The following is a 17107-nucleotide window of genomic DNA, read 5'->3' on the forward strand; positions in this document are numbered from 1 at the left end:
CAACCGGTCTCCCCTTAATATCAGTCATCCAAAATTTAACTTTGAGAAAAGTGTTTTAATACATGTGGATAGGAAATTTTTTACTAAAAACAACATCTCTTTGAGCACTGTATTTGATAAAACCTTGCTGTTTCTGGTATAATGTAGAACGGATGAATTGGTGAACGAATCTCTATACACAAAATGGAAGTTAAATTTTCATAAAAAGGGAGTTGATATTATGGGATCTGTCCAAGTCGCAGATCACAAAGTGTCAGAAGAAATGAAAGATGATTATTCACTAGACAGAGTGCCAAGAGATCAGAGAAAAATGGGTTGGTTTAGTATTACTAACATCACATTTGGTATCGCAACGGCAATTTTTTATTTTCAAATGGGAAGCGTTATGGCACTCCAATTCGGAGCCATTAATGCCATCATATCCTCCATATACGCGATAATCGTTGCTGGTATACTCGGAACATTCATTGCTTATCTTTCAGCAAAATCCGGTATGAACGTCAATCTATTGTCTAGAGGTGGAGGTTTTGGTTACATAGGTGCATCGTTAACCTCATTCATTTATGCAACAAACTTCATCATGTATTGTGCATTTGAAGGACTAATTCTAGTTTCCGCAATTCACACCTTCTTCCCCGCCCTACCAGAATGGGTGCTAATCATTTTCTTCGGATCAATAGTCATTCCATTAAATTGGTTTGGAATCAAACAGCTCGATAAATTACAAAAGTGGTCTCTGCCGATTTTCGGTATTTTTTTAGTTGCTGCCATTATTATGTCATTCTACAAACCTTCCGTTTATGAAGGAGCTTTTTGGACATATATGCCAGAAGGCGTTCAAATGGGTGGACAAGCTTTACTGCTTTGTATTGGTATGCATCATGGAATAATGGGTCTTACAGCTTTATTATCTTCGGACTACGCACGTTTTCTTAAGCCAAAAGATATCAAATTAGGCTCTTTCGCTATTGGGTTTATTCCCCAAATTTTCTGTTTTGGTGTAATGGGCGGACTTGGTATATGGTTCGGTGTTCGTTTAGGTGAACCAAATCCGGGAGTTTATATTGTTCTACTGTTAGGTATTGGCGGTGCATTATTCACGATGTTAACGCAACTACGAATAAACGTTACAAATATATATAGTAGTTCTTTATCACTTTCTAATTTCTTTGAGAATATTTTTAAATTTACACCAGGTAGACGCTTTTGGGTAGTCGTCTCAGGAATATGTGCGATTGTCTTAATGCTTGGTGGTATTGTAGATCATCTAGATACCGCAATGACGTTCCAAGGAGTCTTTTTACTTGCTTGGGCAGCTATATTAGTTACCGATGCTATGATTGTGAAAAAGCTTCTAAAAATCGGACCTCGTTATTATGAAGCTCGACACGAGTTTTTATATAAATGGAATCCTGTTGGAGTAGTTTCTTTAATCATCTCTAGTGGATTAGGAACAATAGCCGCATTAGGATATATGGGATCATTTTTGCAAAGTACCGCGGCATTTTTCGCAGCGATTTTAGCAGCTATACTTACAATTATTCTAGCAATTTCTACTAAAGGAAAGTATTATAGCAAAGGTACCCCTACCGACATTCCTAAAGAAGATTATATTGCTTAATAGGTAAAAATTGATTGCCTCTTTAACAGCTATTAACCAATCGATCAGCCCACCATTCATTTTATCTACTGATTTCCGTATTGCCTTTTTGACGAGGCATTTGATTCGTTTCACGCTATATGCACACTTCTTTTTTCGAAGTTGTGTTTATAGTACGCTGATCATTTGATTGGTTTTTCATTCATACTACCTCCATCCTATATACTTCAGTATCTTTTCCCCATATATAAAAACAAGAGTAGCTATTTAGCCTGAGAAAGGCTGGCTACTCTTTTTACTTTTAATTCTTCAGATAACTTCTACCGAGATTTAAACTGTAAATTTTTTGTAAAGCGAGCAAATTTCCACCAATGTTTTGTTATGATGAATGAAAAACCTAATAGAAAGTGGCGAAATGATAGATGAAAACAATAACAATACTACAAACAAGCGATATTCACGGTAGTGTCTATCCTATCAACTATGGAAATAATGAAAAAGCTAATGTGGGACTTGGGAAAATAGCGTCAATTATACATCAGGAACGTCTTTTAGATAAGCAATTGGTGCTTATTGACAATGGCGATTTGATCCAAGGAACGCCTTTAACTTATTACTCTGTTCAATACTTGCAAAAGGAACAGAATCCGATGGTTGGCATATTAAATTATTTGAAATACGATGCTTCGGTTATTGGGAATCATGAATTTAACTATGGTATGGATGTATTAAACCGTGCGGTAGATGAATCCAACTTCCCATGGCTTTCCGCAAATATTGTAGATGAAAAATCAAAACAGCCCTATTTTGGTCAACCTTATATAATAAAAGAAGTAGAAGGTGCAAAAATAGCTATATTAGGCGTGACCACTCATTACATTCCGAATTGGGAAAATGAACAAAATATTGCAGGTCTAGCATTTCATGATGCCCTCCAAGAAACGAAGAAATGGGTTTCGTATATAATAGAACAAGAAAATCCAGATGTACTTATTGTTTCCTATCACGGAGGTTTTGAGCGAGATATAGAAACTGGAGAACCAACTGAAAACTTAACCGGGGAAAATCAAGGGTATGCTATATGCCAAGAGATCGAAGGAATTGACGTTTTACTAACTGGGCATCAACATCGCTTATTAGCCGGCAATATTAATGGCGTAGAAATCGTTCAACCTTCTAATAATGGACAAATGATCGGTAAAATAGTCCTTACATTAAATGAAGAAAATAAAGTTACACATAAAACATCTGAATTATTAGCAGTAGATGAGGTAGAAGCAGATGCATATATTCTTAAAATGACTGCTAGTTTCGAAGAAGAAGCGCAAAAGTGGTTGGATCAACCGATTGGAAAAATCGAAGGCGATATGTTAATAATAGATCCACTTTTAGTTCGAACAAGTGACCATGCTGCTATTGAATTTATTAACAAGGTACAAATGGACATTGCTGGAGTGGAAATATCCAACACATCATTATTCAACAATGCTTCTCCAGGCTTCGAATCTAATGTAACAATGCGTGATATTATTTCCAACTATATGTTCCCAAATACGTTAAGGGTGCTGCGTTTATCCGGAAATGATATTAAGGAAGCATTAGAACAAAGTGCAAAATATTTCACCTTGAATGAAGAAGGCTCGCTAGAAGTAAACCGGACCTATATATATCCCAAACCGCAGCATTACAACTATGATATGTGGGAAGGCATCGAATACGTATTGGACATTAGAAATCCTATTGGAAAACGGGTAACTATCTTGAATGTTAAAGGTGCACCTATTCAGTTAAACGGTGAATACGATGTCGTCATGAACAATTACCGTGCGGGAGGAGGGGGTAATTTTACGATGTTCAAAGACAAACCGGTTATGAAGGACATCACTTTGGACATGACGGAAATACTCGTCAACTATATACGTGAAAGACAGACAGTAAAAGCAACCGTTAATCATAATTGGAAGGTCATTTGGTAGTAGTTCAAAAAAATAGAGTAAAGCTGCAAGAGAGTTGAGTATATCAACTCTCTTTTTTATGCACTTTTTTCTTTACATAACGTTAATCGAATCTTTACAGTACATCCATTTTCAAATGTACTTTCACTGCTATACTAAACTGCTACACAAAAATAACTGAAGGAGCATTATGATGACTATTACCTTACATAATATTTCGATGAAATTTAATAATACAGCTGCCGTAAACCAACTATCTGTCACTATTCCTAAAGGTGAACTCGTTTCTATTTTAGGGCCTAGTGGTTGCGGAAAAAGTACTACCTTATTTATGCTTGCTGGACTTTATCAGCCTACAGATGGAGCTATTTTATTTAACGATAAGGACGTCACGAAACTCACACCAGAAAAACGTGGGATTGGAATGGTATTTCAAAACTATGCTCTGTATCCGCATATGACTGTTTTACAAAATATTATGTTTCCATTAAAAATGCACAAAGTGAAAAAAGCAGAAGCGAAGAAAAAGGCGATAAAAATGGCGAAGCTTGTAGAAATTGATCATTTGTTAGATCGAAAACCTAGTATGCTGTCAGGCGGTCAACAACAACGTGTTGCGATTGCAAGAGCCTTAGTGAGAGAACCTGAAATTCTATTATTAGATGAACCACTATCTAACTTGGACGCACGCTTACGCTTAACAATGCGTGAAGAGATTAGAAGAATTCAACAGGCACTAAAAATTACGACTGTATTTGTTACGCATGACCAAGAAGAAGCACTTAGTATATCCGATCATGTTTTGTTAATGAATCAAGGAGAGCTTATGCAGTTCGATGTTCCTGAAAAATTATATGATGAGCCGAATCATCAATTTGTCGCAAGCTTTATCGGTTCCCCGTCTATGAACTATTTTGAAGGGGAGATCAAAGATGGAATACTTACAACCCCATTTGGATATGACGTATCTATCCAAGTGCCTAACCAATCTGTTCAAATTGCAGTACGTCCTGAAAATCTCTATCTTTCTACTAGTGGTTTGAAAGAAGAAGTACGATTAGTCGAACGTATCGGAAAAGATACACTTGCTGTTGTTGGTTCTGATACAGATAAAAAACGTCTTTTCCTTCAAAAAGGAGAAACGGTAGAAGTTGGACAAGCAGTGTATGTACAAGCCGATAAAGAGGCCATTCGCGTATTTCAAAAAACTGGGGAAAGAATCTATTTAAAGGAGTAAAGGTCCAATGAAAATTAAAGACACAGCCAAAGCCTTTCTATACTTATTCCCTGCACTTCTTATTATAGGAGTATTTGTCGTTTACCCAATGATTAAATCATTCCTCATGAGTTTTTATGCAGATTATGACTTTTTTAATGATGTCGTTTATCGGTATGGATTGGATAACTTTATCTATTTGTGGAACGATGAGGTCTTTCATCAAGCATTGAAAAATACCTTTATTTTCGTGCTAGGTGTTGTACCAATTTCCATTCTTTTGTCGCTATGGATTGCGTTAATGTTGAACTCTATTACTGTTCTCAGTAAGTTTTTTAGAACCATTTATTTTATTCCTTTTGTTACAAGTGTCGTGGCCGTATCTATCGTATGGCGTTGGATTTTTCATTCGAACTATGGAATTATGAACTATTTTCTTGGCTTATTTGGGATTGATCCAATTCAATGGCTGACAAGTACAGAATGGGCAATGCCTGCACTAATCATTTTGTCTATTTGGAAAGGATTAGGCTATAACATTATTATTTTTTTGGCAGGCTTGCAAACGATTGGAGATTCCTATTACAACGCGGCTAGAATTGATGGAGCAAAACGCTGGGATCGATTTTTACATGTGACGGTACCGCAACTTGCACCTACGACATTCTTTATAACGATTATTTCCATTATCAATTCATTTAAAGTGTTTGATGAAATTTATGCATTATTTGATGGGCAAGCTGGTCCTTCCAATAGCGCACTAACGGTTGTCTACTACGTATTTAATAAGTTTTATGGTGAGTGGGATTTTGGTGTTGCGTCCGCAGCTGCATATGTTCTATTCCTCATTATTTTTATCTTTACATTAATCCAGTTTTATATAAGTAAGAAAAAAATCACTTATTAAGGGAGAAAGCTCATGAAAACCAGTCCTCTTTCGAAGACATTTATATACGTCATGCTTGGCATTGGTAGCATCTTAATGTTATTACCTTTCGTTTGGATGATTTCTACTTCACTTAAAAGTGGAAATGAAGTCATGATCATGCCACCTGTTTGGATACCTGAAAAATTTCATTTTGATAATTTTGCAGCAGCTTTTGAGAAAGCACCTTTTGCGACTTACTTCGTCAACTCCGTCATCGTGATGGTCCTTAGTACATTGGGCGAGGTTATTACTACTATATTAGCTGCCTATGCATTTAGTCGTCTAAACTTTTGGGGGAAAGATGCCTTGTTTGCGCTTTTAGTTGGAACGATGATGGTTCCAGGAGAAGTATTACTAGTTCCGAATTTCGTTTTACTTTCGGATTTAGGTTGGATTGACGGTTATGAAGCTTTAATCATTCCTTGGACAGCTAGTATATTTTCTATCTTTTTGTTACGTCAATTTTTCTTAAAGATTCCGAAAGAGTTGAACTACGCTGCTCGAGTCGATGGATGCACGAATTTTCGTTTTTTATGGTCGATTATGATTCCAATTGCTAAACCTGCCTTAATTACGATTATTTTGTTGAAAGCAATTGGTTCTTGGAATGCATTTTTATGGCCATTAATCGTCACCAATTCCAAAGAAATGAGAACATTACCTGTTGGATTGACGAGCTTTTCAACAGAAGCTGGTACCGTTTATGAGCTGTTAATGGCTGCATCTACAATGATTATTTTTCCTATGATTATCTTATTTATTTTCTTGCAGAAGTACATCATCAAAGGAATTGCGGGAGCTGGTATAAAAGGATGATAAATATTTTGGTGCGCTGTGTAGGGAAAACGCGACGAAAGGTGACCACTATGATTTTTGCTGCAGAGCGGACGCTTTCCGTGGGGTGAGTGATGAGCCTTCACCGCCGCTCGCGCGTACGTTGTGAAGTCTCATCTTACTCACTTGATCCCACTGGAGTCGCCGTCTGCAGCAAAAATCAAAAGAAATTGCTTATTTACTCAGAATCAACTCGCTAAAAACAAAATCTTATAAGTGATTCCCGATTGAGTGCATCCAGCAAATAGCGAAGGGCAACAAACCAGTCATTGAAAGCAGCCAATTTGTTATAAGAGCATTTTTACTTGGAGAGAGACAACAATGACCGTAACTCTTTTTTAGAAACGTTGCGCATTTTTAATGGACAATCTTCTCCAGATAAATGGAGCAGATATATTTGCCGTAGCGCACCGGGCCGCATGAGCCGCAGTCATGAGACCCACTTTCCCTATAGGCAAACAAACCATATATTTAAGGAGGTGTTGCTTAGCGACTTTGAAGTATGGATACGAGTCTAGATTCTATTGATGAAAACTACTAAAAATAAGGGAGAATAGAACATGAAAAAACTATCTTTATTATTATTTATTATGATGGTGAGTGTGTTAATAGCAGCTTGTAGTAACAGTTCAAACGAAAGCGATACTTCAAATACCGAAGCAACAGATACAACAGAAACAGCGGAAACAGCAGAAGCGACTGAACCAGTAGAAGTAGAATTTTGGCATGCAATGAGTGATACGCACGAAAAATGGTTAGAAGATGCAACAGCAAAATTCAACGAAGAACATGAAAATATTACAGTAAAATTAGTAAACCAAGGTAGCTACGGTGATTTGTCACAAAAGTTATTAGCTGCTGCAAAAGCAAAAACTTCTCCTACCATTGCACAAGCATATGCGGAGTGGATGACGGATTACGATCAAAATAATCTTGTAGTAGATTTAGCTCCTATGATTAATGGTGAAAATGGATTCCCATCTGAGCAAAGCTATGAAGATATCAGCGAAGTTTTCCGTAATGATAATACATTTGGCGACAAAATCTTAGGTTTACCATTTAATAAATCATCACGTGTACTTTTCTACAACAAATCATATTTTGAAGAAAACGGATTAACACCTCCTACAACATGGGATGAATTAGCAACTGCAGCTACAACTTTAACAAAAGAAATTGATGGTAAAAATGTGATTGGGATGGGCTTTGAAAACGGAATGGGTACGGAACTTAGCATGTGGATTGAACAAGCAGGCGGAGATTTCGTTGATGAAAAAGAAGGAAAAGTACTATTTAATTCGGAAGCTGGTTTAAATGCATTAACATTTATCGACACAATGCTAAAAGATGGTACAGCTCGTATGGCTGGTGAAGATGGTTATATGTCAGGTCCTTTCACAAGGGGTGACGTAGCAATGTACATCGGTTCAAGTGCTGGTATTGCATATGTTGCAAAAGATGCTGGAGATATGGCATGGTCGACTACTCCACTACCAAAAGGTGTCGAACAAGCTGCTCCTTTCCAAGGAACGAATATCACAATGTTTGCAAATAGTACAGAAGCAGAGCAAGCAGGAGCATTTGAATATATGAAATACTTAATTACGCCAGAAAACACGGTAGATTGGGCAAAAACAACAGGTTATCTACCAGTTCGTGAATCTGCTCAACAAGGTGCAGATTGGACATCTTTCATTGAAGAAAACGAAGCATTCCAAGCAGGTAACGCTCAATATGCATACGGATTTATCGACGTTCGTTTACCTGGTTCCTTTGCAATGAAAAATGCAATGCAAGTAGAATTAGATAAAATGCTTTATGAAAATGCAAGGCCAGCAGATACTTTAGAAGCAATGAGCGTAAAAGCTCAAGAAGCATTAGATCAAGCTAAATGATGATCGAAAATCCAATCAAAAACAGTGATACTACTATTCAATTTTATGCTGGCTTGAAAACAATCGGTGGAACTATTTTTGAAGTAAAGTACAAAGAGGAAAGATTTATAGCGGATTTTGGTATGATTTTTCAAAACAAAGAGGGCGTGCAACTGCGCCCTCAACATACCATTTCAGAATTACAAGCAATTGGTGTAATTCCTTCCATTAGCGGTGTGTTAAAAAATGATGAGGTCGATCGAAATACCACAATTGCTATCTCTCACTTACATTTAGATCATATGGGATTACTACAATACCTACACCCAGATGTACCTATCATCATGAGTGAGGAGAGCAAGGCCTTATACGAACATCTCCATACAATAGAGGAAGAGCCTCATGTAAATGTAGCGCGCCAAGTAAAAAGTATACCTTTTAACGAGCCTTTTCTAGTATCTAAGCATATACAAGTCGAATTGTTTCCAGTCAATCACGATGTTCTAGGTGCTTCTGCAATGAGGATAGTAACGCCCGATACGACCATTGTCTACTCTGGAGATGTACGACTGCATGAAGCGGATACAGATACGGCAAATTTACCAAAAGTTGCGGCATCACCTGATATTTTAATCATTGAGACAACAAATGTGCAGGAAGAATTTCTCGATATAAATCCAGTCATTGCAAGTGAAAAGGACGTAATAATACCGACTTTATGGGAGATTGATACACCCATTATTTTTAATATTTATCATCGTAATGTGAAGCGTTTGGAAATATTAATAGAAGCAGCAAAACAAAAAGATAAACTAATTGTCTTTGAACCTGAAACAGCTTATTTAGTACAAGCTTTCCAAATGGAAGCCCCTCATGTGCGTTTTTTACAAGCAGAACAAAGTAATTCTCAAATAGGCGACTTACTCCATACAATTCAACCAATTACATTAACAGAATTGAATCGTGACTTTTCGCAAGTTTGGATGCAGTCTACGTATCACCATATTGAGATGCTTCAAGATTTGCCTGTTCAGGGTGCTACATATGTGCATTCGAATGGCGTACCTTTAGGAGATTTTGACCCTGTGTATAAAGAGTTGTTGGAGTGGATAGAGAAACTCCAGATGAAGCTAGTTGTTTTAGGTGTATCTGGTCATGCGGCCGCTCCTCAAATAAAATGGCTGGCAGATGCAATGCAAGCAAAAGTTACGATTCCCTTACACGGCTTTACACCAGAGCTACTACAAGGACCATATAAAACGTTCTTACCTAAAATGGGAATCATTTATCCAGTTTCAGCAATTATAGATTAAAAATGATTATCGTTTTGATTAACCAAAAGTACCCAGTAAATTGCTTATTAATAATGTGCTTACGGAGTGCTTTGAACTGAACGAGTTCTACACCATTACCGATACTTCTCGATGCGAAAGGAATGCGACTTTGTCGCACCCCTTTCGCATTTTTTTCGGTAATCCTGTGGTAGTCGTTCGTCCGTCGCACTCCGAAAGCAATTATAATCATAGTGCTAAAGCTTTTGGGAATGAAAGAATAGCCCACTTTCCTATCTAGATAAAAGCAGCCAAAGATGCAATTTTGGCTGCTCAGTCCCTCTCTATTATATTTCCGCCTTTTCGATTGGAAGGAAGTGTCCMTTTTCTATATAGCATCATTATATTGTCAGAATGAACTTTGCAAAAATAAGCAAGGAACGCATAATAGAAAGCGATGGAGTGCCCTAAATTGCATCTTCGGAGGCCCGCACGATGCGGGTCAGACAGTCGTTGCGACACGATGTCGCGAACTTAGACTGTACTCCTCTAAACCACCCTAAAGAGAAAGGTAGCTATTCTTTCATTTTAAAAAGCAATCGCCTTTTTCTTTTGAATGTTGTAGGGGCGTGACGGACAAATATCCACCACAAGATTATCGAAAATAGTGTAGCAGGAAGTGACTTCGTCACTCTTATCCCCCGGTAATGATGTAGTGATCATTTCGTCCAAAGCGAACCGAAAACGTACAAGTACAAGTACAAAATGGGATTCTTGCGCATTTCTTGTGGAACTAATCGACGTGAAAGAACAATAAAAACAAGCGCTCACTTTTATAGGTGAGTGCTTGTTTTTTCTTTTCAGCGCATTCCATTCATTAGTTATGAATGAAAAAGCAATGACATATGGTTAAAAGAGTGACTAAAGTGGAGATGAGGGATTTCTATATTCATTTACGTAGTTAAAACGGGCGATTCTTTATTTTCCATTGCCAACAAGTACCAAGTTTCAATGGACAGTATACGTGCTATTAACGGTTTAACAACAGATAGTTTAGTAGTAGGACAGGATTTACTTATTCCGACAAATATGTACACCGTGCAACCGGGGGATTCACTGTATACGATTTCACAGATGAGCCTCGTTTCTATTAAAAAAATACGTCTTTACAATGGATTACATTCGGATGTATTAATGATAGGTACCAGGTTGTATTTGCCTCCAAGAACGCAGTATAGTGCAGAAAATCTAAGTTATATAACACCTTCCACCCCTGCGAGAAATACGAGAATTATAGAAAGATACGCACCTATTAATACCTTTTTAGGTATCTTTGAATATCATGTTTTAGAAGATGGGAGTTTAAGTACATTAGATGATGAACAAATGATACAAACAGCAAGAGACAATAGGGTAGCACCACTAGCTGTTATCACAAACCTAACCCCAACTGGTTTTAGCCCTGAGCTAACGCGGCAAGTATTAGGTTCAAACGAAATAAGAAATCGTATTATCGACAATATATACCAATTAGTTAAGAACAAGAACTATGCCGGAGTAAATATCGATTTTGAACAAGTACCAGAAGAGCTACGAGATCAATATACCGGCTTTTTGCATGCATTAAAAGCCAGATTAAGCCCAGAAGGATATTATACATCTGTTGCAGTTCCACCGAAGACGAGTGACAATATCCCTTGGTTGAAAGGGTATGATTATGGCGGGATTGGAGCATCTGTAGATCTTGTCTTTATTATGGCTTATGATTTTCACGAAGCAAGCAGCCCACCTGGTCCCGTAGCCCCTATTACGGAAGTAAGAAAAACAATCCAATTTGCACTTCAACATATGAACAGAAATAAAATCATTCTCGGTGTTCCCCGCTATGGCTATGATTGGACAATGGACAACGGAAATGCGGTTAGTGCTAGAGCAGTTTCTGTAGCAGAAGCGGTTCAAACTGCCATGATAGCACAGGTTCCTATCTCCTATTCTACCGAATACCAACAGCCCTTTTATCAATATTGGGATGCAAATGGGCAAAGACATATCGTATGGTATGAGGATTCCAGAGCTCGTGCTGAAAAACTCGAACTAGTAATAGAATATCGTTTGAAAGGGGCAGGAGCTTGGCAACTGGGATTACAATTTGCTCAGTCAGCTGTATTAGTTGAAGAGTTTTTCGACACGAAAAAGGTGCTGTAAGAGAAGCGAAATATGGCCCCTCCATTGAAAGCGGGGTCTCCTCTTCCTTATAAATCCTATACGAGGGGGAGCTTTGTGAAGAAAATATGGCTGCTTGGGTTTGGTTTTTTTAGCATTAGTTTAGGATGGGCATTATACAATGGATTTGTCCCATACTTTCTGAATGATTATCTTTCGAGTACAGCCCTCATCGGCTTTCTTATGACAATAGATAATTATTTCGCTCTTTTTTTACAACCTTACATTGGAAACCGAAGTGATCGTACGAATACACGATTTGGACGTCGTATTCCTTATTTACTCATCGGAATACCCTTTGCCGCTATATTTTATGGTCTTATTCCCTTTCATACAAGCTTACTTACGTTAATCGTATTTATGGTGTGTATGAACCTATCTATGGCTATTTTCCGTTCCCCAACCATTGCATTAATGCCTGATATTACTCCAGAAGAAAAACGTACAAAAGCAAACGGTGTCATTAACTTCATGGGTGGTTGCGGTGGTATTTTAGCATTTAGTGTAGGTTCCTACTTTTTTGGTATTAACGAATCACTCCCATTTTTAGCAGTCTCCGCTTCCTTAATCATAGCCTTATTTGTCGTTTTTAAAAATATACGCGAAAAAGAAGACACTATTCCTTTCATTGAACAAACGAAACCTAAAATAAATTACAAAGCAGAATTAAATAAACCAACCATTTTTCTTTTAGCAGCAATCTTTTTTTGGTTTATGGCTATACAAGGAATGGAAGCATTATTTACTTTATATGGGGTAAACGAACTTGGTTTATCCAAAAGTGCCTCCGCCTTTTCTTTAGCTTTTTTTTCATTAAGCTTTGTTCTTTCCGCTATTCCAAGCGGCATCTTGGGAGCGAAGTTTGGAAAGAAAAAAGTGATTTTATTTGGCATAGTTGGATTATTTTTTGTATTTTTCTTATTGAACTGGGTCGAAACAGTCTTCACGTTACGAAGCCTTCTGTTAGTTGGAGGCGTATTTTGGGCATGTATCAATATCAATTCTTACCCTTATATTGTTAATCTAGGAGATGAACATAGTTTTGGAACACGAACGGGCTTATACTATTTCGTTTCGTCATTAGCAGCTATCATTTCACCGCCAACTTTAGGATTACTCATTGATTTATTTGGTTTCGGTATTCTATTTAATGCAACAGCTGGTAGCATGCTCTTTGCATTCATATGTATGTCAAGAGTCAGAACCGTTTCCACTCAGAAGCCAACTTTTAGTACATAACAAAACCGACCTCCAAATAGAAAGCCGGTTGTTGTTTATACTTTTAGGACGATTCTTCCATTATTTTATTATTTTTTTAAAGCTGTCTATTCGTTTGAATTTGGATGTATTTCTCTTGTACTTCCAAATAAAGTACCTGTAGAAACTTTTTATTATTTACTTTCATTTTGGCGAAATCCTTCCTTCCTTCTTGCATTTGAATCATTTGCATTCTGATTTCTTGAAAGTCAAAGTACCTAGGTGCATAATATTCAAATTCCGGATTTGTGTAATCAATAGCACCTAAAGAAGCTATATTATTCATTGCCATTAGTATTGTTCGACGCAAGCGTTGTTCGATCGCTTTACTTTCCTTTTGAATATTAGATGAAGGCGTTCCTGATTTTGTCGCAATAGCTTCATATAGTTCTTTTAAGGGGGGCAACTGAGTCATGAGAGGATGTTGCTCGAAAAGAAACTCTATAATCGCAACCATATCGTCACTTCCAATCTCTCCAACAACTCCCATATCACTTAGTATAGAATAGACGATTTCTTTCACACTTTGCTTTTTATTTATTGGTTTAGATGGAGTAATATTGGCTAAGGACTCTTTAATTGCTAATAAAGAATCTTGCAGTCGAAATTGTTCTGCTGTTTTTTTTAAGATACTTTGAACTTCTATTCGATTAATCGGCTTATGGATAAAAAACTCAACCCCCGCTTCATAAGCTTCGCCGACCATTTCCTTATTCACAATTTGAGAAATCATAATAAATTGCCCTTGGTATCCTTTTTCCCTTAACTGTTCGATCGTTTCAATGCCGTCCCATTCAGGCATTAAAAAATCGATTAACACAACATCTGGGTGCATCGTAGTAATTGGGGATAGCGAGCCACTTCCACTATCTGCTTCACCGATTACTAAACCAAGATCCCCTTCTGTTATTATCTGTCTTAGCATTTTTCTGCTCGCTGTATCGTCATCTACTATAAAGTAACGCAGGTTATTTCACTCACTTTCTTAAATTGATTGTCGGAATTTGGAGGCGAAAAACTGTTCCTTCTTTCATTGTTTCCACGTGTATTTCACCTGCTAGTGTTTGAATAATCTCGTTTACATGTGAAAGACCAATCCCTGTCGCGGCAACACCTTTGTCGTTATACTTTGTCGTATATCCAGGTTCAAAAATGATGGATATTTCTTCTTCCGAAATTCCTTTCCCTGAATCTTTTATCGAAAAATAAGTAGAACTAGATTCCTCGTACATCCTTATATGTATTTCACCCTTATCCAAAATTGCTTCTACTGCATTGGCGACGATATTGTTTAGTACGGCAAGTAATGGAATTTGCTGATCTGTTTCAAAATCGGATGCTGCAGAAATGGAAAAGTGAATACGTTTCCTTAATAACTCGCTATATTTTTCATTTGCATGGATAACGAGCTGAAGCACTTCTGACAAGAGTATAGGGTCATCTTTCTTTCCTTCTGTTACATTCTTCAATCCTGCTAATATTCGTTGGGAATCTTTTTTTACTTCGTGAATTTCTTGTGCAATATGCAATGCTTGGACACTTAATAACTTCATATCATGCTGCTTTAACTTTCTGTATAAATCATGACTAGAAGCAGTAATCTGTTCAATGTGATTCATCGATTTTTGCAAATAAAGCGTTTCTGCATAAAGTTCCGAGTTAAGGCCAAGCATTTCTTCCATCCGTTTCTTTTGCTCCGTCATAGCAATGGAACTAAATAACCCTACAACAAAATAGCTTCGAAGTACTGCCACTCCTAATAACAAGCCCCATTCTCGGGAGCCTAAATTTTCCTCATGTATAAACCAGTTCCGAACAAGATGCTCTGCACCATTTGCGATAAATTCAAATCCAACTCCGAAACCCCCTAAAAGAAAGGGAGTGGCTTTATACTTTTCTATATTAATCATTCGTAATCCTAACGCAAACAAAAAATAAAATAAAAAAGCAGGTGCGTGAACGGAAAAACTTAATGCCAAAGAATCTCCATATAATAATGCATCCTGTATCATGCGAGCAATCACAACGGCGAGTCCCGTAATAGATCCTGTTAAGAGTAGAAAAGCAGGTGGACGGATAAGGACAAGTAAAAAGAATGTAATACTCCCTAGACCAAAACGAAAATCTTCTCCGCTAAATGGAATTACCTTAAACTCACTTGCCAAGACAGTTAACAAGACAGTCAGGATAATGGCAAACTTACTATTTCGCAAAATCATAAAACTCTCCTAAAAGGTTTATTTAATAATTTGAGTATAACATTGAACAATCGAGAAGAAGAACAAAAGCGGGAATGGTGATTAGCATGACGCACATTATAGGGATACTGCGTGGTAGTGTGTTGACTAGTTACCGCTGTGATTTTCGCTACAGTCGTACGCTTTCCGCCGGGTGAGCGATGAGCCATCCCCGCCGCCCTTAGGCGTACGTTGGGATGGCTCATTAGCCCACTCATCCGGCAGGAGTCGACGTCTGCAGCGAAAATCAAAAGAAAATGCCTAATTATCAATACCATCCCGTTAAAAAACAAAATTTCAACCAGTTTTTCCGTTTGATTCATCCAATAAATGGCTTAGGGCAACCAATTCTCAAAAAGGCAAGTTTACTTGGATTGAGACGTCTTATTGGAATAGCGCATCCTATTAACCGCTAAGATTTTCACTGTCTGGAGGGCTACTTCCATTGGGTAAAGTGTAAATAAATGGAAACTACATACTTATCAGTGCAGACCAGTTGAAAAAACAAAAATTTACCCATTTTTTCCATTGCAAGCATCCAGTAAATGGCTTAGGGCAACCAACCGATGACTGGGAGCAACCGGTTCTACTACGAAAGCAACTAAATCAGCACGAGAGCAACCAAATTACTCGTGAAGGCAACCAATTCTCAAAATGGCTCTTTACTTGATGTGAGACAACTATAATTCCGACCTATTATAGGAATTTTATGTCTTATAGCCCGCCGAACACGCCTGGCCGGCATCTACTCGACTAGTTTGTCGTGTTCAAAGGCGGGATTGTCGCGTTCGCAGTGGATATTGTCTCGTTCAACCATTTATTGTTAATATGGGATCCCAATAATTTGGTAATTCCCATGGATTTTCGCTGCAGGGCGGCGACTCCAACGGGATTAAGTGAGCATAATGAGACTTCACAACGTACGCGCAAGCGGCGGTGAAGGCTCATCGCTCACCCCGTGGAAAGCGTCCGACCTGCAGCGAAAATCCCAGCGGACACCTCATCCAACTCATTACAACGCAGTTTCCCTATCCTAAGTACAATATAAAAATGCCATACCTTATGTTACTTAAATAAAATTCTTCACATGTCTAAATTTTATTGTTTCCTAAGAGAAGGAAAAAGGACGAAACATACATTCATATGCTTCGCCCCACTGCTATTTTATGCCTTTTTAACAAATTCAGATTTTAGCTTCATAGGACCAAAACCATCAATTTTACAATCAATATTGTGGTCACCATCGACTAAGCGAATACTTTTAACTTTCGTCCCTATTTTTAAAGAAGATGAACTACCTTTTACTTTAAGATCTTTAATGACAGTAACAGAGTCCCCATCATTTAATACATTTCCGTTTGCATCTCGCACAACTTGTGTTTCTTCGTTTTCTTCTGCTCCTGCAGTAGTCCATTCATGTGCACATTCTGGACATACGAAAAGATTTCCGTCTTCATACGTGTATTCTGAGTTACATTTTGGGCAATTCGGTAAGTTAGCCATTTTTCATTTCCTCCATTCAAAACCGTTCCTACTATGCCTCTATAGTACCATGTCTAGTTATTTTGGTTCAACGTCAAATGTTGGGGTGATGTGATTTTCACCCAGCCCTTAACCAAGATGAACCCCTATTTCTTTATACTTTATATTTAATAAAATCTTTGCCCGAAAGTGATCGAAGCGACGAAAACCATATGCGTTACGCTTCATCA

Annotated in this window: 12 protein-coding genes; 9 read left to right on the forward strand and 3 right to left on the reverse strand. The window is 37.7% G+C overall.

The annotated features are described in order from the left end of the window. Positions 1-220: 220 nt before the first annotated feature. The 9 genes from AC1DFT_RS18925 (at position 221) to AC1DFT_RS18965 (ending at position 13140) form a co-directional block, all read left to right on the forward strand. On the forward strand, positions 221-1621 hold the full coding sequence (locus AC1DFT_RS18925; RefSeq protein WP_478160901.1) for a purine-cytosine permease family protein: 1401 nt from the start codon (positions 221-223) through the stop codon (positions 1619-1621). 401 nt (positions 1622-2022) lie between these two features. Next, complete coding sequence (locus AC1DFT_RS18930; RefSeq protein WP_478160903.1) at positions 2023-3576, forward strand: bifunctional metallophosphatase/5'-nucleotidase; 1554 nt, start codon at positions 2023-2025, stop codon at positions 3574-3576. Positions 3577-3748: 172 nt separating this feature from the next. Then, positions 3749-4792 (forward strand): ABC transporter ATP-binding protein, encoded by a 1044-nt coding sequence (locus AC1DFT_RS18935; RefSeq protein ID WP_478160905.1) that lies wholly within the window; start codon positions 3749-3751, stop codon positions 4790-4792. Positions 4793-4799: 7 nt separating this feature from the next. After that, on the forward strand, positions 4800-5678 hold the full coding sequence (locus tag AC1DFT_RS18940; RefSeq protein ID WP_478160907.1) for a carbohydrate ABC transporter permease: 879 nt from the start codon (positions 4800-4802) through the stop codon (positions 5676-5678). A gap of 12 nt (positions 5679-5690) precedes the next feature. Next, complete coding sequence (locus tag AC1DFT_RS18945; RefSeq protein WP_478160909.1) at positions 5691-6515, forward strand: carbohydrate ABC transporter permease; 825 nt, start codon at positions 5691-5693, stop codon at positions 6513-6515. Positions 6516-7093: 578 nt separating this feature from the next. Next, positions 7094-8428: an ABC transporter substrate-binding protein gene (locus AC1DFT_RS18950; RefSeq protein WP_478160911.1), complete on the forward strand. Its 1335-nt coding sequence runs from the start codon at positions 7094-7096 to the stop codon at positions 8426-8428. Then, complete coding sequence (locus tag AC1DFT_RS18955; protein ID WP_478160913.1) at positions 8425-9720, forward strand: MBL fold metallo-hydrolase; 1296 nt, start codon at positions 8425-8427, stop codon at positions 9718-9720. Before AC1DFT_RS18950 ends, AC1DFT_RS18955 begins: the two co-directional genes overlap by 4 nt. Before the next feature lie 969 nt (positions 9721-10689). Next, positions 10690-11883 (forward strand): glycosyl hydrolase family 18 protein, encoded by a 1194-nt coding sequence (locus tag AC1DFT_RS18960; protein WP_478160915.1) that lies wholly within the window; start codon positions 10690-10692, stop codon positions 11881-11883. 75 nt (positions 11884-11958) lie between these two features. After that, positions 11959-13140 (forward strand): SLC45 family MFS transporter, encoded by a 1182-nt coding sequence (locus tag AC1DFT_RS18965; protein WP_478160917.1) that lies wholly within the window; start codon positions 11959-11961, stop codon positions 13138-13140. A 76-nt stretch (positions 13141-13216) separates the two neighbouring features. Here AC1DFT_RS18965 and AC1DFT_RS18970 read toward each other — a convergent pair whose 3' ends face one another. The 3 genes from AC1DFT_RS18970 to AC1DFT_RS18980 all read right to left on the reverse strand — a co-directional run bounded on the left by AC1DFT_RS18970 (position 13217) and on the right by AC1DFT_RS18980 (position 16898). After that, entirely contained in the window at positions 13217-14125 is a 909-nt protein-coding gene (locus AC1DFT_RS18970; protein ID WP_478160923.1) for a response regulator, read from the reverse strand. 10 nt (positions 14126-14135) lie between these two features. After that, the gene (locus AC1DFT_RS18975) at positions 14136-15377 is read right to left on the reverse strand and encodes an ATP-binding protein (protein WP_478160919.1); all 1242 of its coding nucleotides are present in this window, start codon (positions 15375-15377) and stop codon (positions 14136-14138) included. 1182 nt (positions 15378-16559) lie between these two features. Then, a complete protein-coding gene (locus AC1DFT_RS18980) occupies positions 16560-16898 on the reverse strand; it encodes a zinc ribbon domain-containing protein YjdM (RefSeq protein ID WP_478160921.1) in 339 nt (112 codons plus the stop codon). Positions 16899-17107 lie beyond the last annotated feature (209 nt).

The organism is Psychrobacillus sp. 05T411 (genome assembly GCF_056396485.1).